The sequence below is a fragment of the Streptomyces mirabilis genome (assembly GCF_018310535.1).
Classification (GTDB): domain Bacteria; phylum Actinomycetota; class Actinomycetes; order Streptomycetales; family Streptomycetaceae; genus Streptomyces.
In genome coordinates, this window is sequence record NZ_CP074102.1 from 7,291,428 (window position 1) to 7,313,803 (window position 22,376).

The following is a 22,376-nucleotide window of genomic DNA, read 5'->3' on the forward strand; positions in this document are numbered from 1 at the left end:
CTGTCATGCCCCTGACTTCCCCGCACGGAAAGGAAAGGCCATGTCTCCCATCCCCCGCAGGTCCCTGCTGAAGGCGGCCGCAGTCGCCGGAGCCGCCGCGCAGTTCAGCTGGGCCCTGGGAAGCACGAACGCGCAGGCCGCCGCCAGATCCGAGGCCGCCGACACCGACCCCGTGACCCTGGACTGGCTGGAGGACGGCGCCCTCGGCGCCGCCCCCGGCTCCACCGTCGGAGTGCCCTGGCCGAAGGGCGCGTACCAGCAGGACCAGGCCTTCGCGCTCACCGACGCCTCCGGCAAGGACGTGCCGGTGCAGTCCTGGCCGATCGCGTACTGGCCGGACGGCTCCCTCAAGTGGACGGCGCACGCGGTCAGTTCCGGCTCCGGGAAGCTCACGCTCGCCGCCGGTGCGCCCGCCGCCCCCGACAAGAAGGTGACCGTCGACAAGAGCGGCGGCACCATCGACATCTCGACCGGCGTCATCACCGCCAAGATCGGCAAGAGCGGCTCCACCCTCGTCAAATCGGTGAAGCGCGGCTCCACCGAGATCGCGAAGGACGGCCGGCTGGTGCTGATCCGCCAGCCCGAGATCGAGGACGACGACCAGGGCGCGGAGAAGTACGAGCGGTTCGAGAGCGTCATCGGTGAGGTCACGGTCGAGCAGGAGGGTCCTGTCCGTGCCGTCGTCCGCATCGACGGCAAGCACCGCAAGGGCAGCCGCAGTTGGCTGCCGTTCTCGATCCGGCTGTACTTCTACGCGGGTGCCGACTCCTTCCGGATGGTGCACACCATCACCTTCGACGGGAAGCAGGAGCCGGGGAAGACGAGCGGCGACTTCATCCGCGGCCTCGGCGTCCGCTTCAACGTGCCGATGCGCGACGCCGCGTACGACCGGCACATCCGCATCGGCGGCGAGGGCTCCGGTCTGCTGCGGGAGGCCGTGCAGGGCATCACCGGGCTGCGCCGCGACCCGGGCGCGGCCGTGCAGGCGGCCCAGTTCGCGGGCGAGAAGCTGCCCGACCCGTCCACCTGGGACCAGCGGGTGACGACCCGCCTCCAGTACATCCCCGAGTGGGGCGACTACACCCTCTCCCAGCTCTCCGCCGACGGCTTCACCCTGCGCAAGCGCACGAAGAAGGGGCATGGCTGGATCGGCGCGGGCGGTGGACGCCGGGCGAGCGGGTTCGGTTACGTCGGCGGGGCGAGCGGCGGTCTCTCCTTCGGGCTCAGGGACTTCTGGGAGAAGTACCCGGCACAGCTCGACATCCGCGACGCCCAGACCGACGAGGCCGAGGTCACCCTCTGGCTCTGGTCGCCCGAGGCGCAGCCCATGGACCTGCGCTTCTACCACGACGGCATGGGCCAGGACACGTACGCCGAACAGCTCGAAGGCCTCAACATCACCTACGAGGACTACGAACCCGAGTTCGGCACCCCGTACGGCATCGCCCGCACCTCCGAACTCCTCTTCTGGGCCAACGAGTCGACGCCCACGCCCGAAACGCTCGCCGAACAGGTCGCGGCCGTAAGGGTGTTGCCGCAGCTGGCCGCCCCGCCCAAGCAGCTCATCAAGGCCAAGGTCTTCGGCGGCCTCTTCTCCGAGCCGGACCGCTCCACCGCCGCCAAGGCGAAGATCGAGGACCACCTCGACTTCCTCTTCACCTATTACAAGGACCAGGTGGAGATGCGCCGTTGGTACGGCTTCTGGGACTACGGCGACTTCATGCACTCGTACGACGCCGTGCGCCACCAGTGGCGCTACGACGTCGGCGGCTACGCCTGGGACAACTCCGAGTTGTCGCCCGACATCTGGCTCTGGATGGCCTATCTCCGCTCGGGCCGCTCGGACATCTTCCGCTTCGCCGAGGCGCTCACCCGGCACACCGGCGAGGTCGACGTCTACCACCTCGGCCAGTGGGCGGGCCTCGGCACCCGGCACGGCGTGCAGCACTACGCCGACAGCGCCAAACAGCAGCGCATCGCCAACACCACATACCGCCGCTATCACTACTACCTCACCGCCGACGAGCGGGTCGGCGACCTCATGCACGCCAACGTCGACTCCGACGAGACGTTCCTCGTCCTCGACCCGATCCGCAAGATCCGCACCGAGCCGTACACCCCCGACCGGCACGCCCTGTCCATCGGCTTCGGCACCGACTGGAGCGGTCTGGTCTCGGCCTGGCTCACGGAGTGGGAGCGCAAGGGCCCGAAGTGGGAGAAGGCCAAGGCGCGTGTGCTGTCCACGATGGAGACGATCGCCGCCCAGCCCAACGGCTTCGTCCAGGGCAGCGGGCTCTACGACCTCGACACCGGCAAGTTCGCCGTCGCCTCCGCGCCGGTCGTGTCGGTCTCGCACCTCTCCGCCGTCTTCGGCCTGGGCGAACTGTGCGCCGAGCTGATCGACCTGGTCGACGTGCCGAAGTTCAAGGAGGTCTACCTCGACTACTGCCGCTACTTCAATGCCACCAAGACGGAACAGGCGGCACGCTACGGCTCCAACTTCGGCTCCCTGCTGCTGTTCCAGGGCCACTCGCGCCTCGACGCGTACGCCGCCGTACAGACCGGCGACGCGACGCTCGCCAAGCGCGCGTGGACGAAGTTCTACAGCTCCGACGGCTACATGGAGTCCTCGCCCTGGAAGACCGAGCCACTGAGCGGCCCGGTCACCCTGGTTCCCGGCAGCGAGGCCAACTGGGTCAGTTCGAACGACAGCGCCCTGTACGGCCTCGCCGCCATCGAGAACCTGGCACTACTTGGCGACAAGATGCCGTAGCCGTTCCCGGCCGGGGGCGCGTCAGCGCATCCGGCCGAGAACGTCCCGCACGCGTCGCGCGTCCCGGATCCGCTGCTCGTACGTCGCACCGAGTGCGAGCAGCACCAGACCGGCGAGTGCGGGAGGCACCCAACGGGGCAGCGCGCCCGCCATCTGCACGAGGTACGGGGCGAGTTCGTGCAGGGTGTCCAGCGCGAGCACGCCGCCCCCGAGGACGAGCGGGGCCCGCAGCCGGTGCCGGGCACCCACGAGGGTGACCGTGAGGGCCGCGACACCGAGCAGCAGGGGTCGCGGCCAGTCCGGGTCGGTCCACGCCGTCAGGAGACTCGGCACGAGCGTGACGGACAGCCCCGCTCCGTACGCCGCCCAGGACGAGGTCAGCGGATCCTTGCGGCGCCCGACCGCCCCCACCAGCAGCGCCGGGACGGTCACCGGCAGCGTGTACGCCTCGACGTAGCCGACGCCCCAGCACGCCAGGCGGACCCAGGCGGCCAGCACGAACAGGGCGGTGGCCGCGTAACCGGCGGACCGCCGGTCCTCTCGTACGGCGGTGCCCGCGGCGATCACTCCGCACAGGGCCAGGACCAGGGCCAGCAGCGGCGGGTCGGTCACCGCGAGGCCGACGGCGAGCAGCCCGGCGACGGCGCCCGTCATCTCGACGGGCACGCGCGCGGGGGAGCCGGCGAGGCGTGCCGCGAGCAGGGCCGCGACGACCGGTACGAGGAGCACCAGCAGCGCGATGTGCTGCGACTGCCAGCCGAGGGACGCGCCCACGGCACAGGCCAGCGCGGTGGCGTACGTGAGGGCGGCGACCGGGGCTGGCCGCGAGCGCCCGGACACGGCGGAGAACAGCACGGTCAGCGTGGCGAGGACGCCGAGGGTCGTGCCCTCGGTGGCGAGGGAGAGGCACGCGAGGCTCGCCGAGCTCACAAGGGCCAGGAGGAAGGGGACCAGGCGCGCCTTTGCCGAGCGGGTGGTGTACGCCAGCGTCGCCACGATCGTGAGTCCTTGCGCCGAAAGCCCCGCCCAGTAAGGGATGTCGAGAGCCGCGGGAAGGACGAGAACGGCCGCCCAGACGAGGGCCGACGCGCCGACCGTAGCCCTGGGGCGCCACTCCGTACCGCGGACGGCCACGGCCAGGACGGTGGCGACGATCACGAGGACCAGCGGAGCCGTGGCCGCGTACGGAGGCCAGGGGACGCCGTCGGTCGTGACCGCCTCGCGCGCGGTCGAGGGGGCCCCGGTCCAGACGCGCCCCACCCAGGCCACCGGGCCCAGCAGAGCGAGGGCGACCGGCGGCAGCGCCCACACCACCGAGACCGCCTGCACGGAGCCGGCCGCCAGGGCGAGGCCGCGCCTCATCGGCTCGGGGAGCCGGGTGCGTACGGCCGCCAACAGGGCCACAGCGCAGACCAGATACCCCGGAACCGTCCAGTCGCCCGGCAGCGACGAGCGCGGGACGTCACCGAGCGCGGCGACCGTGAGCAGGCCGCCGGCCGAGGCGACCCAGGTGGCGACGTTCGTGTCCGGCAGCCGCCACGCCGCCGCCAGAGCGATCGCCCCGGCGAAGAGGAGGAGCGCCGCCGCACGGGCGACGGCGCTCGGACCGGTGGCCGTCCAGGACAGCCAGCCGGCCGCGAAGGAGCCCCAGCCGCCCAGGCCGTACGCGCCCACGGCGGCGACGAGACGTACGGACGGCACGGGCACCCGGAACGCGGCGGCCGTGTCGAGCGCCGCCGTGACCAGCAGCGCGGCCGTCATGGCGTGGGCACCCGCGTCGGCCGCGGCCGCCCAGAGGATCAGCGGGAGCTGCGCGGCGGCCAGCGCGGTGGGCAGGGGCAGGCGCAGCGGGAGCCGTTCGGGGGCGGCCGGTTCACCGGTCGGTCGGCGCGGCCCGCCGAGTACGAGTCCGTACGCCGTCCACAGGGCCGCCAGCAGGGCCGACGCGATGGCCGCGTAGCCCAGGCCGTTCGTGTCGGGGAACGCGACCTCGTGCAGTGCGTACACGTCCAGGACCGTCAGCGCGAGTCCCAGCCCCGCCACGGCCTCCGCCGTCGAGCGCAGCCCGTGCCGGAGCAGGAGCACGGGTGAGCCGAGCGCGGCCAGCGTCACCGCGCCCAGCACCAGGGACCGCCCGGCGATCCCCATCCGGCCCCAGCTGACCAGCGTGAACGCGATCGCGGCGACGGTCAGCAGGATGCCGCCGAGAACGAGCAGCACGTTCTGGACGCGGGGCGCCGTGGTCTCGGGCCGGCGTGCGGGCGGGGGCGGGGGCGGCGGAGCCACGGGCGGCCGGAGCGCGGTGATCAGCCAGGCGCGGCGGGCCAGCAACAGGGCCCGGCGCGCGTCGAGTTGCCGCAGCTCGGTGTCCAGGAGCCGCAACTCCTCGGCCGGGGGCGGAAGGTGGGTCATATCCCGGGAGTGTGGTCCCGGTCACCTTCTCCGGCATGAGTGCGCGTACTCATGCCGTACTCAGATGCCCGGTTGGGCACACTCCGTCCATGGACTGGAGCCATTACCGCTTCCGCAGTGTCTGGGCCCTGCCCGCGCCGCCCACCGAGGTCTACCCCGTTCTCGAACGGGCCGAGGACTACCCGCGCTGGTGGCCCCAGGTCCGTGAGGTGATCCGGATCGACGAGCGCAGCGGCACCATGCGCATCCGCTCGTTCCTGCCGTACGACCTGGTGTTCACGGCGCGCGAGCTGCGCCGCGACCCGGTGGCCGGGGTCCTGGAGATCGCGATGGCGGGCGACATCGACGGCTGGGCGCGCTGGACGCTCACCACCGCCGGGTCAGGCACCCGCGCCCAGTACGACCAGGAGGTCGACGTGAGCAAGCCGCTGCTGCGGCGCTTCGCGGTGCCGGGACGGCCGGTGTTCCGGGCCAACCACGCCCTGATGATGCGCGCGGGACAGCGCGGACTGGCGGCCCGACTCACGGGTGACTGAAGGCTCATCTCGAAGCGGTTTGAACCACACCCGCAGGGACCTGTATTGTTCAGTGCGTTCCCGGGCGATTAGCTCAGTGGGAGAGCGCTTCGTTCACACCGAAGAGGTCACTGGTTCGAACCCAGTATCGCCCACCCGGAGAAGACCGGTCCGTCACAGACGGACCGGTTTTTCGTTGTCCCGCGCGGGCTCAGGCCGCCGCCGGCAGTTCCGGACGCAGCGGCCACGCCGGATCCACCGCCTCCGGCGAACCGCTGCGCGCGAACCACGCCTGAAGGCCGCGCGCCTGCGCCGCGTGCCACACCGCCTGCAGGGTGTGCAGCTCGGCGGGGGAGAGCCGCTCCAGCCGGGTGGCGAAACGACGCCCCACCGCTCGTACGACCTCCATCGCGGCCAGTGCGTCCGCCGCCGCGTCGTGCGCGCCCTCCAGCACCACGTCGTAGTGCGCGCACAGGTCGGTCAGGGTGCGGCGGCCCTTGCGATAGCGGTCCAGATGTTTGTCCAGAACCCGCGGATCGAGCACGCGCAGCGGCGCCGGCTCGAACCACCGGTCGAGACAGGTGGCGCGATGGCGGCGCAACTCCCGGTCCAGGAGCGTCAGATCGAACGGCGCGTTCATCACGACGAGCGGGCGGCCCGCCGCGGCCTGTTCGCCCAGCACCCTGGCTATCTCGTCCATCACCGGCGACGGCCAGCGGCCGTTGCGCTGAAGGTGTTCGTCTGTCAGCCCGTGCACCGCCGTCGCACCCGCGGGCACCGGCACTCCCGGGTTCACCAGCCAGCGGGTCACCCGGGGCCGGGAACCCGCGGCGTCCTGGACGACGACGGCGGCCGACACGATCCGGTCGGTCTCGACGTCCACGCCCGTGGTCTCCGTGTCGAACGCGGCCAAAGGGCCTTCGTACCAGCACGTCATACGTACACAACTCCTCGTTCACCCACGGCAGCTGACGCACCGTCTTCTGCCTGTTTGGTGATACCCGGGCTGTTTGCGCCGTACGCCGGAAGGAGACAACACAGGTACGGGTCTTTGCAGTTCAGCGGCCCGTCGCGGGGAATCACTTGGCTTGGAAGGCTGTTGGACTCATGGCACTCGCGCAGCCCGAGCGGGGCGGGCTGCTGCCCCAGCGGACGGCACCCCATCGCGGCACACTCGCCACCACCGCCTGCATGGAGACCTTGCAGGTGGGCTACTTGCACGCCGTCGCGGCCGCGGCGGGCTGTTCGCTGTCCCAGCCCTTTCCCGACAACGGCATCGACTGGCACGTCAGCCACAGCGCCCCCGGGCACACGGTCGACGACGAAGTCACCATCAAGGTGCAGCTCAAGTGCACGTACCAGATCCCGCCGAACCCACCCGGGCCCGCCTTCTCCTTCACGCTCGACAACGAGCACCTGGCGAAGCTCGCCCGCACCCCGGTCTCGGTGCACAAGATCCTGGTTGTGATGCTCGTGCCCAGGTCCCAGGACGACTGGCTGCGCGCCAGCCACGACCGCCTCGACCTGCGGCACTGCTGCTACTGGATCAACCTCGCCGGCCACCCGATCACCGGCCGGCGCCGGACCACCGTGCGGATACCGACCTCGCGCATCTTCGACGACAGGGCGCTCTGCGAGATCATGACGAGGGTCGGGACGGGAGGGAAACCTTGACACACCGCCCCATCGACTCCATCGGCGAACCCCTTCGGCCGGTCAGGCCGCACCCCGTCGAGTCCCACTGGACCGAGCCGCCCGAGCCGGGCCAGGTCGACCCCGCCGTCCTCAGCGCGCTGCTGCACCGCCACGGCTGGCAGCGCCGCGGTGGAGCGGCCGGACGGTACGGCCGGTGGACCCCACCAGGGCCCGGTGGCGGCGGCACGAGCCTGCTCGTGCCGGAGAACCGGGCCTTCCCCGACAGCGACGACCTCCTCGGCGAGGCGCTCGTCGCGCTCTCCCGCAGCGGAGCGCCGTCCGCGCGCGACGTCCTGGTCGCCCTCGCCGTGCCCAGCGACGAGATCCGCTGGTGGCGCGATGTGCCGACCGGGCCCTTGGGCGCCACGTCCTGGAGCGTGGAGGAGCGGCTGCGCTCGGCCGCCCGCTCGATGCTGCTCGCGGCGGCGCTCGCCACACGCGCGCGTGCGGGCTATTACGGCGCCCGCCACCGCAGGCCCGCCGCCGCTTCCCTGGAGAACGTCCTCGTCGGAGCCGACCCCGGCGGGCGCCGGCTCACCGCCTTCGTGCCCGTCGACACCGGCCGGCCGCTCTCCGTACGCCTGCACCAGGCGCTGTACGCCGCCCGCGAGGCCATCGACTACCAGCGGGCCACCGGCGGCATGGACGCCTTCGACGCGGCCGTCGAGGCGGGCGTCAGTCATGAACTCACCGAGGCCGTCGTCGCCCTCGTGCGCGGCACGGAGGGCGCCCGGATCGCCGTCGAGTGGGCGCCCGCCGCCGGGGTCCCCGAGGGCTGTGCGGCGCCCGACGAGGCCGTCGAGTTCTCGCCCGGCGACCTGCCCGTCCTGCGCGAGGCCGGGGCCCGCTATCTGCGCGCCGAGCCGTCCGTACCGGTGCGCCTCACCGGTGCCGTGGTGCGGATGCGCAGGTCCCAGCCGCGCGGCGAGGGCACGGTACGGCTGCGGGTGATCGCGGGAGCGGAGGTCCAGCACGTCCGCATGACGCTCGACGAGGAGGCGTACCGGATAGCGGGTCACGCCCATCTGGTCGGGCTGCCGGTGCGGGTGCTGGGGCGGCTGGAGAGCCGCGGCGGCTTCCGCCGGCTCACCGACGCCTCCGGGGTCGTACCGGTGCAGGTGGACGAGGCCGAGCGGGACCGGCTGATGAAGTCGCTCCAGGAGAACCTGGACTTCTTCGAGGAGGCGTGCAGCGGGGACTGAGGGCTTTGTGGAGCTTTGCCGGGAACCGTTTCGCGGAGGGTGCCCCGGGCTCGGTAGGATCGCCGGGCAGGCATGGCACTGCCATGCCCACTGGGTGAGCTTGCCCCCTTCAGTCAGGAGAGACCGGTGTCAGACGTCCGTGTGATCATCCAACGCGATTCCGAGCGGGAAGAGCGCGTGGTGACGACGGGCACTACGGCCGCCGACCTCTTCGCCGGCGAGCGCACCATCGTCGCGGCCCGTGTGGCCGGCGAGCTGAAGGACCTCGCGTACGAGGTGCGGGACGGCGAGGAGGTCGAGCCCGTCGAGATCTCCTCCCAGGACGGTCTCAACATCCTGCGCCACTCCACCGCGCACGTGATGGCGCAGGCCGTGCAGGAACTCTTCCCCGAGGCCAAGCTGGGCATCGGCCCGCCGGTCAAGGACGGCTTCTACTACGACTTCGACGTCGAGAGGCCGTTCACGCCCGAGGACCTCAAGGCCGTCGAGAAGAAGATGCAGGAGATCCAGAAGCGCGGGCAGCGCTTCTCCCGCCGCGTCGTCACCGACGAGGACGCCCGCGAGGAACTGGCGGCGGAGCCGTACAAGCTGGAGCTCATCGGCATCAAGGGCTCCGCGTCCTCGGACGACGGCGCGGACGTCGAGGTCGGCGGCGGCGAGCTGACGATCTACGACAACCTCGACGCCAAGACCGGCGAGCTGTGCTGGAAGGACCTCTGCCGCGGTCCCCACCTGCCCACCACCCGCAACATCCCGGCGTTCAAGCTCATGCGCAACGCCGCCGCGTACTGGCGCGGCAGCGAGAAGAACCCGATGCTCCAGCGCATCTACGGCACCGCCTGGCCCTCCAAGGAGGAGCTGAAGGCGCACCTCGACTTCCTGATCGAGGCCGAGAAGCGCGACCACCGCAAGCTGGGCAACGAACTGGACCTCTTCTCCATCCCGGACCAGATCGGTTCAGGGCTCGCCGTCTTCCACCCCAAGGGCGGCGTCATCCGCCGGGTCATGGAGGACTACTCGCGGCGCCGCCACGAGGAAGAGGGCTACGAGTTCGTCTACACCCCGCACGCGACGAAGGGGAAGCTCTTCGAAACCTCGGGCCACCTGGACTGGTACGCCGACGGCATGTACCCGCCCATGCAGCTCGACGAGGGCGTGGACTACTACCTCAAGCCCATGAACTGCCCGATGCACAACCTGATCTTCGACGCGCGCGGCCGCTCGTACCGCGAACTGCCGCTGCGCCTCTTCGAGTTCGGGACCGTGTACCGGTACGAGAAGTCGGGCGTCGTGCACGGTCTGACCCGCGCCCGTGGCTTCACGCAGGACGACGCGCACATCTACTGCACCAAGGAGCAGATGGCGGAGGAGCTCGACAAGACGCTCACCTTCGTCCTGAACCTGCTGCGCGACTACGGCCTGACCGACTTCTACCTGGAGCTCTCCACCAAGGACCCGGAGAAGTTCGTCGGCTCCGACGAGGTCTGGGAGGAGGCCACCGAGACGCTGCGGCAGGTGGCCGAGAAGCAGGGCCTCCCGCTCGTCCCGGACCCGGGCGGCGCCGCGTTCTACGGTCCGAAGATCTCCGTCCAGACCAAGGACGCCATCGGCCGGACCTGGCAGATGTCGACCGTGCAGCTCGACTTCAATCTGCCGGAGCGCTTCGACCTGGAGTACACCGGCCCCGACGGCTCCAAGCAGCGTCCGGTGATGATCCACCGCGCGCTGTTCGGTTCCATCGAGCGCTTCTTCGCGGTGCTCCTGGAGCACTACGCGGGCGCGTTCCCGGCCTGGCTGGCGCCCGTGCAGGCGGTCGGCATCCCGATCGGCGACGCACACGTGGAGTACCTGCAGAAGTTCGCCACCGAGGCGAAGAAGAAGGGTCTGCGGGTCGAGGTCGACGCCTCCTCCGACCGTATGCAGAAGAAGATCCGCAACGCCCAGAAGCAGAAGGTGCCCTTCATGGTCATCGCGGGCGACGAGGACATGGCGGCCGGCGCCGTCTCCTTCCGCTACCGCGACGGCTCGCAGGAGAACGGCATCCCGGTCGACGAGGCGATCGCCAAGATCATGAAGGTCGTCGAGGAGCGCGCACAGGTCTGACGCGCAGGTCCGACACGTACGGTGCTTCCTTGACGCGTACGTGGCCGAAGGCCCCCGGAGAGCTCAGCTCCCCGGGGGCCTGTCCCTGTACCCGTTCTCGTCCTCACGTGCGAACACCTGGAGCAGCCAGGACGAGAACGAGCCGGTCACCGCGCCGAGCAGCGCCAGACCGCACACCATCAGCACCGACGCGATCGTGCGCCCCATCGGAGTCACCGGCACCACGTCTCCGTACCCCACCGTCGTGAGCGTGGTGCAGGTCCACCACACCGAGTCCCCGAACGTCCGGATCGAGGCGCCCGGCGCCCCGCGCTCCTGCTGGTAGACGGCGAGGGAGCCCGCGAAGCCGAGCAGCGAGGCCGACAACCCCGCGTAGAAGACCACACGCGCGTGCAGGGAGAGACGGGGCTCTCCACGATGACGCTGTACGGCCTCGTAGACCTTGACGATGCGCAGCGGACGGAGCAGCGGCAGCAGGAGCGCCAGGGTGTCCACCGGGTGCGCGCGGACGAAGCCGAGGCGCTGTCCGCTCAGGCGCCAGCGCACCGCGTAGTCGACGCCGAACAGCGCCCAGGCGGCCAGCATCGCCGCCACGCAGGCCTGCCGCCAGACGACGGGCAGTGCGTGCCCGAGGACCAGGACGGCGTACGCGGCGAGAAACAACGCCGAGGCCAGGCTGAGCGGGACCTCGGTGCGCCGTTCCCACCGGGCCTGTCGGCTGTCGTCGTCCATCGGCCCAGCTTGGCCCGGTGAGCAATCGGGAGAGCCCCGCCGACACGCCGCGAACGGGCGAAGCAATATGCTGCACCACATGACGAGTGAGCCGGAGCAGCAGATCGGAGTGGGGACGCAGGACGCGTTCCAGCGCTTGTGGACGCCCCACCGGATGGCTTACATCCAGGGCGAGAACAAGCCCACCGGCCCGGGGGCCGACGACGGCTGTCCGTTCTGCTCGATCCCCGCCAAGTCCGACGAGGACGGGCTCATCGTGAGGCGCGGTGAGCAGGTGTACGCGGTGCTCAACCTGTACCCGTACAACGGCGGCCACCTCATGGTCGTGCCCTACCGTCATGTCGCGGACTACACCGACCTGACCGACCCGGAGACCGCCGAGCTCGGCGAGCTGACCAAGCAGGCGATGACCGCGCTGCGCACCGCTTCGGGCGCGCACGGTTTCAACATCGGCATGAACCAGGGCACGGTGGCGGGCGCGGGCATCGCCGCCCACCTCCACCAGCACATCGTCCCCCGCTGGGGCGGCGACACCAACTTCATGCCGGTCGTCGGCCACACCAAGGTGCTCCCGCAGCTCCTGGCCGACACCCGCAAGATGCTGGCAGAGGCCTGGCCGACGCATTAGCTCGAACGGGGCGCCTGCCAACAGGCGCCCCCTTCGGCGCGCCCCTTCAGGGGCGCGGGGAACCGCGCGATCTGCCCAAGACGACCCGCACCCGGCGGACGGCCTTTCCTGCCCGTCCGCCGGGGGCTCACGCGTCGTAGAGGTCCGCCTTCCGAGGCGACGGATCCTGCACGGCCGTGCTGAGGAACGCCGACCGGTTACCGAACTTCTCCGTGTCGACCCCGTTCTCGTCCAGCACCTTGATCGCCGCCGCGTGGACGACACGGAGCACCGGCGTGGCCGCCCGCAGCGCGTCGTCGGCCATGAAGCGGTGCCGCCAGGGCTGGTCGGCCCACGCGTGCCGCAGGCCGAACGGCTCGGGCAGCGTCAGCTTGCCGCCGAGCCAGTTCAGCAGCGGCGGGTACCCGGTGAGCGGGGCGCGCGCGGCGAGACGTACGACCTCGTCCGTGGTGACCAGCGGCAGCTTCACCTTGCGGGTCTCCCAGAACTTGACCGCCTTGGCGACCTCCTTCGTCGGGGCCTCGGGCTTACTGGTGAACAGGGAGTGCACGGGACCCAGGGCGTGCCCGGTGACCTCGATGCGCAGCGTCTCGTGCAGCACGGTCACGGTGATCAGCATGGTGATGATCAACTGGCCGTCCCACAGTGTCCACTGGACGCCGAGGTAGTGCCGCTGGCCGCTGCCGAACTGCTGCTTGTTGCAGATGTCCTGTATGGCGTGGCTCTTGATCGTGTACGCCTCGACGTCCGTGCCGCCCGGCCGGGACACCTCCTTGGCGTTCTCACCGATCGGCGAGACGATCCAGTGCTTGATCGAAGGGGTGGGGAAACCACCGGTGTTGAGCGGGCCGCGCTCCAGCATGCGGAGCTTGTCGTGGATGTTGCGGACGACGTCCCAGCTGCGGAAGGGGTGGATCTCCTTGTCCGGGTCCTTGGGGACGAGGTCCTCGGCGAGCTGCCAGCTGCCCCAGCGGGTGCCCATGCCGAGTATGCCCTTGGGTCCGGCGTAGAACACCGAGTTGGACTGCTGCTCGGCGCCGAGGGCGGCCAGGGCCTGGCGCAGCCGCTCGGCCGCCGTCTCGCCCGGGCTGCCGGGCACCGCCTCCGGGATCTTGGCGCCGAGGCCACCGCCGGACAGCAGGCTGTCCCAGCGCTCGCGCAGGTCCTTGGCGGTCCGCTCGCAGATCTGCTTGGCCCAGAGCCAGCCGATCACCGGGAGGACCACCGACGCACGCGCGTACCAGGCCCAGAAGCCGGTGAAGGGCATGCGGACGAGGAAGACCACGGCGAGGGCGCCGAAGGCGACCAGGAGCGTGGTGCCGAGGGCGCCGGCGCGCTTGTTCGTCTGCTTGGCGATCATGGACCGGAGCTGGAAGACCAGCAGCCACACCAGCAGCCCGGGCAGGAACAGCACACCGCACAGCACCATGACGGCCGACAGCCAGTTGTCCCGCTCCCGGCGGATGCGGTTCGCCGCGAGGCAGTGCTCGACGACGACCTGCGGCTCGGTGCCGAAGGACTGGATGAGGGGCTTGCGGCCGGCGCCCAGCATGCGGTCCACCACCGCCCGTCCGAAGGCCTCGCCGAGGTTGGGCCTGAAGATCGTGGCCCACTTGCGGCCTGCGCTGACGGTGGACTCGTGCCACTGGTTGTTCGCCTTGAGGATCTCGCCGACATCGCTGTCCCGGTACGCCGCCGAGGCCAGGGCGAAGGTCGCCGCCGTCTGTCCCGCGGAACCCGAGAGCGGCACCTGCGCCCCGGGAGTGAAATCGAAACCGTCGAACGCCACTTCCGCCCCCATCGCCGCCGCCCCGCTCCTGCGGCTTTCCCGACTTCCCTGCCCCGCACACCTGTTGATCAGGTCATCGTCTTGATCAGTTCCCAGAGTATCGGCCGCGACCGACATTCGTCGGCGGACGGCCGAAGCCGCCCGCCGAGGGTGAAAGGAGCCGAACCGTCAGGCGTTCTGGGCCTGTTCGCGCATCCTTTCGGCGATCTGTGACGGCATCGGCTCGTGTCGTGCGTAGGTGCGGTTGAAGCGTGCGGTGCCGTGCGAGAGGGAGCGCAGATCCACGGCGTACCGTCCGATCTCGATCTCCGGGACCTCGGCCCGTACGAGCGTGCGTCCGCCGCCCGCCTGCTCGGTGCCGACCACCCGGCCGCGCCGCCCCGACAGGTCGCTCATCACGGCGCCCACGTACTCGTCGCCGACCAGGACCGTCACCTCGGCCACCGGCTCCAGCAGATGGATCCTGGTGTCGGCGGCCGCCTCGCGCAGGGCGAGCGCGCCCGCGGTCTGGAACGCGGCGTCGGAGGAGTCCACGGAGTGCGCCTTGCCGTCGAGCAGGGTGATCCGTACGTCGATGAGGGGATAGCCCGCGACCACGCCCTTGGCGGCCTGGGTCCGCACCCCCTTCTCGACGGAGGGGATGAACTGCCGGGGCACGGCCCCGCCGACGACCTTGTCCACGAACTCGATGCCCGAGCCGTTGGGGAGGGGTTCGACCTCGATCTCGCAGATCGCGTACTGCCCGTGCCCGCCGGACTGCTTCACATGGCGGCCGCGCCCCGCGGCCTTGTCCGCGAACGTCTCCCGCAGGGAGACCTTGTGCGGGACCACGTCGACCTGGACGCCGTACCGGTTGCGCAGCCGCTCCAGGGCGACATCGGCGTGGGCCTCGCCCAGGCACCACAGGACGACCTGGTGGGTGTTCTGGTTCTGTTCCAGGCGCATGGTGGGGTCCTCGGCGACCAGCCGGCCCAGGCCCTGCGAGAGCTTGTCCTCGTCGGCCTTGCTGTGTGCCTGGATGGCGAGCGGCAGCAGCGGGTCCGGCATCTGCCAGGGCTCCATCAGCAGCGGGTCGTCCTTGGCCGAGAGCGTGTCACCGGTCTCGGCCCGGTTGAGCTTCGCCACACAGGCCAGGTCGCCCGCGATGCAGTGCGTCAGGGAGCGCTGCTGTTTGCCGAACGGCGCGGACAGGGCGCCGACACGCTCGTCGACGTCGTGGTCCTCGTGCCCGCGGTCGGCCAGCCCGTGCCCGGAGACGTGCACCGTCTCGTCGGGGCGCAGAGTGCCCGAGAAGACGCGGACGAGGGAGACCCGGCCCACATAGGGGTCGCTGGCCGTCTTCACGACCTCCGCGACCAGCGGCCCGTTCGGATCGCAGGCCTTGACCTCGCGTTCCTGACCTTCCGGTGTCGTCACGGTGGGAGCCGGGCGCTCCAGCGGGGTCGGGAAGCCGCCCGTGACGAGTTCCAGGAGCTCGACGGTGCCGAGCCCCTGGCGGGCGCCCTCGGCGGCGGGCGCGGCCGCCAGGACCGGGAAGAAGGCCCCGCGCGCCACCGCCCGCTCCAGGTCCTGCACGAGCGTCTTGACGTCGATCTGCTCGCCGCCGAGATAGCGGTCCATGAGGGTCTCGTCCTCGCTCTCGGCGATGATCCCCTCGATCAGCCGGTTGCGCGCCTCCTCGATCAGCGGCAGCTGCTCCGGTCCCGGCTCGGCCTCCTTGCGCTCCCCGGAGGAGTAGTCGAACAGCCGCTGGGTGAGGAGCCCTATCAGCCCGGTGACAGGGGCGTGCCCATCGGCTCCCTCCGCGCCGTGCAGCGGCAGGTACAGCGGCAGTACGGCGTCGGGGTCGTCCGCGCCGAAGGCCTCGGCGCAGATCCGTGTCATGTCGTCGAAATCGGCGCGCGCCGACTCGAGGTGGGTGATCACGATGGCGCGTGGCATGCCGACCGCCGCGCACTCCTCCCACACCATCCGGGTCGAGCCGTCCACCCCGTCCGAGGCCGAGACGACGAAAAGGGCCGCGTCCGCGGCGCGCAGACCGGCCCTGAGTTCCCCGACGAAGTCGGCGTATCCGGGGGTGTCGATGATGTTGATCTTGTATCCGTCCCAGTCGACGGGTACCAGGGAGAGCTGCACCGAGCGCTGCTGCCGGTGCTCGATCTCGTCGTAGTCGGAGACGGCGGTGCCGTCCTCCACCCTGCCCGCCCGGTTCACTGCTCCCGCCGTCAGCGCGAGAGCTTCCACCAATGTCGTCTTGCCGGATCCGCTGTGGCCGACCAGCACCACATTCCGTACGGACGCGGGGTGGTCGGCCGCTGTAGCCCTGCCGGCGGCTCCGGGGTGTGCGTTCGCCTTGTCGCCCATGGCCTTGCCTCCCGTGCACGGTGAGGTCACTTCGGGCGCGGGCATACGGATCCGCGTGCGGTGCGGCTCCGATGACGCCCGCGGTGTCTTCGAGCTTTGCACTCGCGTCACGGTGCGTCCATACGGGGGACGCGATCCCGCCGTGACATCGACGGCATCCCACCGTGACACGGGGTGCGGGTGCCCGGCCGTCGCACAAGCGCTCGCCTGGCTACGATGGGCCAGCCGGTGGCCAGCAGGGGCCGCGCGGCGACACCGACCCTCGGGAAGGCCATGCTGAACAAGTACGCGCGTGCATTCTTCACGCGTGTCCTCACACCGTTCGCCGCGTTTCTCATCCGTCGGGGGGTAAGCCCCGACACGGTCACCCTCCTGGGTACGGCCGGAGTCATGGCGGGCGCGCTGGTCTTCTACCCCCGGGGAGAGTTCTTCTGGGGAACGATCGTCATCACGCTCTTCGTCTTCTCCGACCTGGTCGACGGCAACATGGCGCGCCAGCTCGGTCGCTCCAGCCGCTGGGGCGCCTTCCTGGACTCCACGCTCGACCGGGTCGCCGACGGCGCGATCTTCGGCGGATTCGCGCTCTGGTACGCGGGCAGCGGCGACAACAACGCCCTGTGCGCCGTCTCGATCTTCTGCCTGGCCAGCGGCCAGGTGGTCTCGTACACCAAGGCCCGCGGCGAGTCGATCGGCCTGCCCGTCGCCGTCAACGGCCTGGTCGAGCGCGCCGAGCGCCTGGTGATCTCCCTGGTCGCGGCGGGGCTCGCGGGGCTGCACAAGTTCGGAGTGCCCGGCATCCAGTGGCTGCTGCCCGTCGCGCTGTGGATCGTCGCCGTCGGCAGCCTGGTCACGCTGATCCAGCGCGTGGTCACGGTGCGCCGGGAGTCCGCGGAGGCGGACGCCGCGGCCGCGGCGCACAACAGCGGGGCCACGTCGTGACCACTCTCCAGGAGAGGCTGGTGGACGGGGCGTACGCGCTCGGCTGGAGCACCGTCAAGAAGCTCCCGGAGCCGGTCGCGGTGCGCCTGGGCCGCACCATCGCGGACATCGCCTGGAAGCGACGCGGCAAGGGCGTACAACGGCTGGAGAGCAACTACGCGCGCGTGCTGCCCGACGCGACCCCGGAGCGGCTCGCCGAGCTCTCCCGGGCGGGCATGCGCTCGTACCTGCGCTACTGGATGGAGTCCTTCCGCCTCCCCGCCTGGAGCGAGGAGCGCGTGCGGACGGGCTTCGACTGCAAGGACGTGCACCATCTGACGGACGGGCTCGCCTCCGACCGGGGCGTCATCCTGGCCCTGCCGCACATGGGCAACTGGGACCTCGCCGGCGCCTGGGTCACCACCAAGCTGGAGACTCCGTTCACGACCGTCGCCGAGCGCCTCAAGCCGGAATCGCTGTACGACCGTTTCGTCGCCTATCGCGAGGGCCTCGGCATGGAGGTCCTGCCGCACAGCGGCGGCACCGCGTTCGGCACGCTGGCCCGGCGGCTGCGGGACGGCGGACTGATCTGCCTGGTCGCCGAGCGTGATCTGTCGGCCTCGGGCGTCGATGTGGAGTTCTTCGGCGAGACGACCCGGATGCCCGCGGGCCCGGCGCTGCTCGCCCAGCAGACCGGAGCCGTGCTGCTGCCGGTCACGCTCTGGTACGACGACTCACCCGTGATGCAGGGCCGTGTGCATCCCCCCGTCGAGGTCCCCGAGACAGGCACCCGGGCCGAGAAGACGTCTGTCATGACACAGGCGCTGGCCGACGCCTTCGCCACGGGTATCGCCGAACATCCGGAGGACTGGCACATGCTGCAGCGCTTGTGGCTCAAGGACCTCGATCCCGGGAAGGATCCTGACAACAGGGATTCTGACAGCGGAAATCCTGGCAACAAGGATCCTGACAACGCCCAGAGGGATTCCGAGAAGAGGACTCCGTGAGGATCGGCATCGTCTGCCCCTACTCCTGGGACGTGCCGGGCGGCGTCCAGTTCCACATCCGTGACCTGGCCGAACACCTCATCCGCCGCGGGCACGAGGTCTCCGTGCTCGCCCCCGCGGACGACGAGACACCGCTGCCGCCGTACGTCGTCTCGGCGGGCCGCGCGGTCCCGGTGCCCTACAACGGCTCCGTGGCGCGCCTGAACTTCGGCTTCCTGTCGGCGGCCCGGGTGCGGCGCTGGCTGCACGACGGCACCTTCGACGTGATCCACATCCACGAGCCGGCCTCGCCCTCGCTCGGCCTGCTCGCGTGCTGGGCCGCGCAGGGCCCCATCGTCGCCACCTTCCACACCTCCAACCCGCGTTCGCGGGCCATGGTCGCCGCGTACTCGATCCTCCAGGCGGCCCTGGAGAAGATCAGCGCGCGGATCGCGGTGAGCGAGTATGCCCGCCGCACCCTCGTCGAGCACCTGGGCGGCGACGCGGTCGTCATCCCGAACGGCGTCGACGTCGACTTCTTCGCCCGCGCCAAGCCCAAGCCCGAGTGGCAGGGCGACACCCTCGGCTTCGTCGGTCGCATCGACGAGCCCCGCAAGGGCCTGCCCGTCCTCATGAAGGCCCTGCCCAAGATCCTCGCCGAGCGCCCGGGGACCCGGCTCCTGGTCGCCGGACGCGGTGACGAGGAGGAGGCCGTCGAGTCCCTGCCCGCCGAGATGCGCTCGCGCGTCGAGTTCCTCGGCATGGTCAGCGACGAGGACAAGGCCCGCTTCCTGCGCAGCGTCGACGTGTACGTGGCGCCCAACACCGGCGGCGAGAGCTTCGGCATCATCCTCGTGGAGGCGATGTCGGCGGGCGCGCCGGTGCTGGCCTCCGACCTCGACGCCTTCGCGCAGGTCCTCGACCAGGGCGCGGCCGGTGAACTCTTCGCCAACGAGGACGCGGACGACCTGGCCGCCGCGGCCCTGCGCCTGCTCGGCGACCCCGAGCGCCGGGCCGAACTCCGCGCGCGGGGCAGCGCTCACGTACGGCGCTTCGACTGGTCGACCGTCGGCGCGGACATCCTGTCCGTCTATGAGACGGTCACGGACGGCGCGGCGGCGGTCGCAGCGGACGAACGGACGGGGCTGCGGGCGCGGTTCGGACTGGCCCGGGACTGAGCGTGCGGGACTTCGCCGATGCCGGGCGGGGGAGGGGCGTGCTGCGCACCCGCGCGCGGGGAGGCCGGTGCCTACGGGAAGGTCGGTTCGCGCGGGGAGGCCAGTTCGCTTTTCCAACTCTCCGTACCGGTGCCGCGCCCCGGCACGCGCACGGGCGACCGTCCTAGGCCTCCTCGTCCCCGTCCCGCGCCTGACGCCGCCGGCGTCACACTGCCGGGCGGCGAGTTCCGCATGGGCGACGCCTTCGGCGAGGGCTACCCGGAGGACGGCGAAGGACCGGTCCGTACGGTGCGCGTCGAGCCGTTCCGGATCGACGCGACGGCCGTCACCAACGCCCGGTTCGCGGACTTCGTGCGGGCGACCGGACATGTGACGGACGCGGAGCGGTACGGCAGTTCGTTCGTGTTCCACCTGTTCCCGCACCCCCGCGCGCGGGAGGCCGTTTTCGGGGCGGTCGTCGCGGCGTCCTGGGGGCTGGGCGTCGAGGGGCCCACTGGAGCGCGCCCGAGGGCCCCGGCTCCGACCTGGAGGACCGCGCGGACCACCCCGTGGTGCACGTCTCCCACCACGACGCCCTCGCGTACCGCGCATGGGCGGGCGCCCGGCTGCCCACCGGGGCGGAGTGGGAGTACGCGGCGCGCGGTGGCCCGGCAGGCCGCCGCTACCCCTGGGGAGACGAGTTCGCCCCCGCCGGCCAGGAGCGCATGAACACCTGGCAGGGCGACTTCCCCCGGGTCAGCACCCGCCCCGGCGGCCGCACGGGAACCGTCCCGGTGGACTCCTACGAGCCCAACGGCTTCGGCCTGTACAACACTTCGGGCAACGTGTGGGGGTGGTGCGCGGACGCCTTCACCGCGCCCTCCGGGATCTCGTCCGAGACCTCGGCGACGGACCACGTCGAGCGGGTCATCCGCGGGGGCTCGTACCTGTGCCACGCCTCGTACCGCAACCGCTACCGGGTGGCCGCCCGGTCGAAGAACACCCCCGACTCCTCCACCGGGCACGGCGGTTTCCGTTGCGCCTGGGACGTGGGGGAGGGGTGACCACACCCGGGTAGCCTTGCCGCCCGTGACCGCAACCCTCATCTGGATCCTCGTCGGCCTCGTCGCGATCGGCCTCTACCTGAGCTGGACCGCGGGGCGTCTCGACCGGCTGCACGCCCGGATCGACGCCGCCCGCGCCGCGCTCGACGCGCAGTTGTTGCGCCGTGCCTCGGTCGCCCAGGAGTTGGCGACCTCCGGGGTGCTCGATCCCGCCGCCTCGATCGTGCTCTACGAGGCCGCGCATGCCGCGCGGCAGGCGGAGGAGGAGCAGCGCGAGGTGGCCGAGAGCGACCTCAGCCAGGCCCTGCGGGCCGTCTTCGGAGAGGTGCAGCAGGTGGAGGCGGTGCGGGAGGCGCCGGGTGGGGATGCGGCGGCGACCGAGCTGGCGCAGGCGGTACGGCGGGTGCCGATGGCTCGGCGGTTCCACAACGACGCGGTACGTGCCGCCCGCGCTCTTCGTCGCCACCGCAAGGTCCGCTGGTTCCGCCTTGCCGGTCATGCGCCCTTCCCCATGGCCTTCGAAATGGACGACGAGCCGCCCACCGCCCTGGCGGACCGCCCCACGACCTGACGACGGGAGTCGCTTTCAGCCGCGGGTGGGTGTTGCTCCGGGGCTGCGGGCCGGTGGGGGTTGAGCGCGCAGTTCCCCGCGCCCCTCGGGCGGGGCTGCGCCCCGGATCCCCGCCTGCCCGTCGTCTTTCGGCCGACGGCCGGTGGGGGCTGGTCGTGCAGTTCCCCGCGCCCCTAAGGCGGGGCTTCGCCCCGCATTCCCCCCACCCCGACCAGCCCGTTTCTTCAGCCCGTTCGGCGTTTGCGGTCGAGGCCGAAGGCCGATGCCCCACCCACCCCCGTCCATCCACCCGCCCCGGTCGGCCCGCTTCTTTCAGCCTGTCCGGCGTTTGAGGATGAGGCCGTTCAGGCCGATGCGGGGGCTGGGGCGGAGCGCCCGGGGATGGGACGGGTAGGGGCGGCGGGGGCGAAAAGGATCCACCGGCTCCCCATTGGCCCTTGCTGTGGACTGGTCCACTCACGTTTCCTCAGTGCTGCAGAAACCCTCTTTCACCGAGTGAGGTCAACCCGTGTCCAGCACGCTCTCCAACACCGCCCAGTCCGCCGAGAACACCGCAACCGGCACCGCCCGCGTCAAGCGCGGCATGGCGGAGCAGCTCAAGGGCGGCGTGATCATGGACGTGGTCAACGCCGAGCAGGCGAAGATCGCCGAGGACGCCGGCGCCGTGGCCGTCATGGCCCTGGAGCGGGTGCCCGCCGACATCCGCAAGGACGGCGGCGTGGCCCGTATGTCGGACCCGAACATGATCGAGGAGATCATCGACGCGGTCTCCATCCCCGTCATGGCCAAGTCCCGCATCGGCCACTTCGTCGAGGCCCAGGTCCTCCAGTCCCTCGGTGTCGACTACATCGACGAGTCCGAGGTCCTCACCCCGGCCGACGAGGTCAACCACTCCGACAAGTGGGCCTTCACGACCCCCTTCGTCTGCGGTGCCACCAACCTCGGCGAGGCCCTGCGCCGCATCGCCGAGGGCGCCGCCATGATCCGCTCCAAGGGCGAGGCCGGCACCGGCAACGTCGTCGAGGCCGTCCGTCACCTGCGCCAGATCAAGAACGAGATCGCCCGGCTGCGCGGCTTCGACAACAACGAGCTGTACGCCGCCGCCAAGGACCTGCGCGCCCCGTACGAGTTGGTCAAGGAGGTCGCCGAGCTCGGCAAGCTCCCGGTCGTGCTGTTCTCCGCCGGTGGTGTCGCGACCCCCGCCGACGCCGCTCTCATGCGTCAGCTCGGCGCCGAGGGCGTCTTCGTGGGCTCCGGCATCTTCAAGTCCGGCGACCCGGCCAAGCGCGCCGCCGCCATCGTAAAGGCGACCACCTTCTACGACGACCCGAAGATCATCGCGGACGCCTCCCGCAACCTGGGCGAGGCCATGGTCGGCATCAACTGCGACACCCTCCCCGAGACCGAGCGCTACGCCAACCGCGGCTGGTAAGAGGCCGGACACCAGAGACCGGACAAAGGCATCAC

The 22,376-nt window shown here is 71.1% G+C and carries 16 protein-coding genes, 1 tRNA gene and 1 pseudogene; 13 read left to right on the forward strand and 5 right to left on the reverse strand.

The window, feature by feature from the left end; genetic code table 11:
• Positions 1-40 precede the first annotated feature (40 nt).
• Positions 41-2,773 (forward strand): exo-rhamnogalacturonan lyase family protein, encoded by a 2,733-nt coding sequence (locus SMIR_RS32250; RefSeq protein ID WP_212727698.1) that lies wholly within the window; start codon positions 41-43, stop codon positions 2,771-2,773.
• Between the two features lie 21 nt (positions 2,774-2,794).
• On the opposite strand, the gene SMIR_RS32255 is transcribed toward SMIR_RS32250, so the two are convergent.
• Positions 2,795-5,185: an SCO7613 C-terminal domain-containing membrane protein gene (locus SMIR_RS32255; protein ID WP_212727699.1), complete on the reverse strand. Its 2,391-nt coding sequence runs from the start codon at positions 5,183-5,185 to the stop codon at positions 2,795-2,797.
• Positions 5,186-5,274: 89 nt separating this feature from the next.
• Between SMIR_RS32255 and SMIR_RS32260 the strand changes: the two genes are divergently transcribed.
• Together SMIR_RS32260 and SMIR_RS32265 are read left to right on the forward strand one after the other, a co-directional pair.
• Positions 5,275-5,721: an SRPBCC family protein gene (locus SMIR_RS32260; protein WP_168490057.1), complete on the forward strand. Its 447-nt coding sequence runs from the start codon at positions 5,275-5,277 to the stop codon at positions 5,719-5,721.
• Positions 5,722-5,783: 62 nt separating this feature from the next.
• Positions 5,784-5,855 (forward strand) — tRNA-Val (locus SMIR_RS32265).
• Between the two features lie 56 nt (positions 5,856-5,911).
• On the opposite strand, the gene SMIR_RS32270 is transcribed toward SMIR_RS32265, so the two are convergent.
• Complete coding sequence (locus SMIR_RS32270; protein WP_168490056.1) at positions 5,912-6,637, reverse strand: 3'-5' exonuclease; 726 nt, start codon at positions 6,635-6,637, stop codon at positions 5,912-5,914.
• Between the two features lie 170 nt (positions 6,638-6,807).
• Between SMIR_RS32270 and SMIR_RS32275 the strand changes: the two genes are divergently transcribed.
• The 3 genes from SMIR_RS32275 to thrS all read left to right on the forward strand — a co-directional run bounded on the left by SMIR_RS32275 (position 6,808) and on the right by thrS (position 10,700).
• Entirely contained in the window at positions 6,808-7,374 is a 567-nt protein-coding gene (locus SMIR_RS32275) for a DUF4365 domain-containing protein (RefSeq protein WP_168490055.1), read from the forward strand.
• Positions 7,371-8,597 (forward strand): hypothetical protein, encoded by a 1,227-nt coding sequence (locus tag SMIR_RS32280; protein WP_168490054.1) that lies wholly within the window; start codon positions 7,371-7,373, stop codon positions 8,595-8,597. Before SMIR_RS32275 ends, SMIR_RS32280 begins: the two co-directional genes overlap by 4 nt.
• A 126-nt stretch (positions 8,598-8,723) precedes the next feature.
• Positions 8,724-10,700, forward strand: coding sequence for a threonine--tRNA ligase (gene thrS, locus SMIR_RS32285; RefSeq protein WP_168490053.1), 1,977 nt, complete (start codon positions 8,724-8,726; stop codon positions 10,698-10,700).
• 63 nt (positions 10,701-10,763) lie between these two features.
• Here thrS and SMIR_RS32290 read toward each other — a convergent pair whose 3' ends face one another.
• Positions 10,764-11,432, reverse strand: coding sequence for a potassium channel family protein (locus SMIR_RS32290; RefSeq protein ID WP_168490052.1), 669 nt, complete (start codon positions 11,430-11,432; stop codon positions 10,764-10,766).
• 67 nt (positions 11,433-11,499) lie between these two features.
• Here SMIR_RS32290 and SMIR_RS32295 point away from each other — a divergent pair, with 67 nt between their 5' ends.
• The gene (locus SMIR_RS32295; protein ID WP_095855764.1) at positions 11,500-12,060 is read left to right on the forward strand and encodes an HIT family protein; all 561 of its coding nucleotides are present in this window, start codon (positions 11,500-11,502) and stop codon (positions 12,058-12,060) included.
• Between the two features lie 127 nt (positions 12,061-12,187).
• On the opposite strand, the gene SMIR_RS32300 is transcribed toward SMIR_RS32295, so the two are convergent.
• Both SMIR_RS32300 and SMIR_RS32305 read right to left on the reverse strand, forming a co-directional pair.
• Positions 12,188-13,861 carry an AbeC-like domain-containing protein gene (locus tag SMIR_RS32300; RefSeq protein WP_168490051.1) on the reverse strand — a complete coding sequence of 558 codons (1,674 nt, stop codon included), beginning with the start codon at positions 13,859-13,861 and terminating at the stop codon, positions 12,188-12,190.
• A 156-nt stretch (positions 13,862-14,017) separates the two neighbouring features.
• Positions 14,018-16,213: an elongation factor G-like protein EF-G2 gene (locus tag SMIR_RS32305; protein WP_101406228.1), complete on the reverse strand. Its 2,196-nt coding sequence runs from the start codon at positions 16,211-16,213 to the stop codon at positions 14,018-14,020.
• Positions 16,214-16,429: 216 nt separating this feature from the next.
• Here SMIR_RS32305 and pgsA point away from each other — a divergent pair, with 216 nt between their 5' ends.
• The 6 genes and pseudogenes from pgsA (at position 16,430) to pdxS (ending at position 22,341) form a co-directional block, all read left to right on the forward strand.
• Positions 16,430-17,152 carry a phosphatidylinositol phosphate synthase gene (gene pgsA / locus SMIR_RS32310; protein WP_101406229.1) on the forward strand — a complete coding sequence of 241 codons (723 nt, stop codon included), beginning with the start codon at positions 16,430-16,432 and terminating at the stop codon, positions 17,150-17,152.
• Positions 17,149-18,138 (forward strand): phosphatidylinositol mannoside acyltransferase, encoded by a 990-nt coding sequence (locus tag SMIR_RS32315; RefSeq protein WP_249938503.1) that lies wholly within the window; start codon positions 17,149-17,151, stop codon positions 18,136-18,138. The genes pgsA and SMIR_RS32315 overlap by 4 nt, the downstream gene beginning before the upstream one ends.
• Positions 18,135-19,295, forward strand: a complete 1,161-nt coding sequence (locus SMIR_RS32320; protein WP_168490050.1) for a glycosyltransferase family 4 protein — start codon at positions 18,135-18,137, stop codon at positions 19,293-19,295. Before SMIR_RS32315 ends, SMIR_RS32320 begins: the two co-directional genes overlap by 4 nt.
• A gap of 18 nt (positions 19,296-19,313) precedes the next feature.
• Positions 19,314-20,338: pseudogene (locus SMIR_RS32325) on the forward strand (formylglycine-generating enzyme family protein).
• 25 nt (positions 20,339-20,363) lie between these two features.
• Positions 20,364-20,909, forward strand: coding sequence for a LemA family protein (locus SMIR_RS32330; protein ID WP_054233941.1), 546 nt, complete (start codon positions 20,364-20,366; stop codon positions 20,907-20,909).
• A gap of 508 nt (positions 20,910-21,417) precedes the next feature.
• Positions 21,418-22,341, forward strand: a complete 924-nt coding sequence (pdxS, locus tag SMIR_RS32335) for a pyridoxal 5'-phosphate synthase lyase subunit PdxS (RefSeq protein WP_168490049.1) — start codon at positions 21,418-21,420, stop codon at positions 22,339-22,341.
• Positions 22,342-22,376 lie beyond the last annotated feature (35 nt).

What these genes read in the sequence shown, in the direction of transcription:
- SMIR_RS32300 (WP_168490051.1), bottom strand. Translation starts at nt 13,861, where the DNA reads ATGGGGGCGGAAGTGGCGTTCGACGGTTTCGATTTCACTCCCGGGGCG.
- SMIR_RS32275 (WP_168490055.1), top strand. Translation starts at nt 6,808, where the DNA reads ATGGCACTCGCGCAGCCCGAGCGGGGCGGGCTGCTGCCCCAGCGGACG.
- SMIR_RS32290 (WP_168490052.1), bottom strand. Translation starts at nt 11,432, where the DNA reads ATGGACGACGACAGCCGACAGGCCCGGTGGGAACGGCGCACCGAGGTC.
- SMIR_RS32270 (WP_168490056.1), bottom strand. Translation starts at nt 6,637, where the DNA reads ATGACGTGCTGGTACGAAGGCCCTTTGGCCGCGTTCGACACGGAGACC.
- SMIR_RS32260 (WP_168490057.1), top strand. Translation starts at nt 5,275, where the DNA reads ATGGACTGGAGCCATTACCGCTTCCGCAGTGTCTGGGCCCTGCCCGCG.
- pgsA (WP_101406229.1), top strand. Translation starts at nt 16,430, where the DNA reads ATGGGCCAGCCGGTGGCCAGCAGGGGCCGCGCGGCGACACCGACCCTC.
- SMIR_RS32255 (WP_212727699.1), bottom strand. Translation starts at nt 5,185, where the DNA reads ATGACCCACCTTCCGCCCCCGGCCGAGGAGTTGCGGCTCCTGGACACC.
- SMIR_RS32295 (WP_095855764.1), top strand. Translation starts at nt 11,500, where the DNA reads ATGCTGCACCACATGACGAGTGAGCCGGAGCAGCAGATCGGAGTGGGG.
- SMIR_RS32305 (WP_101406228.1), bottom strand. Translation starts at nt 16,213, where the DNA reads ATGGGCGACAAGGCGAACGCACACCCCGGAGCCGCCGGCAGGGCTACA.
- SMIR_RS32250 (WP_212727698.1), top strand. Translation starts at nt 41, where the DNA reads ATGTCTCCCATCCCCCGCAGGTCCCTGCTGAAGGCGGCCGCAGTCGCC.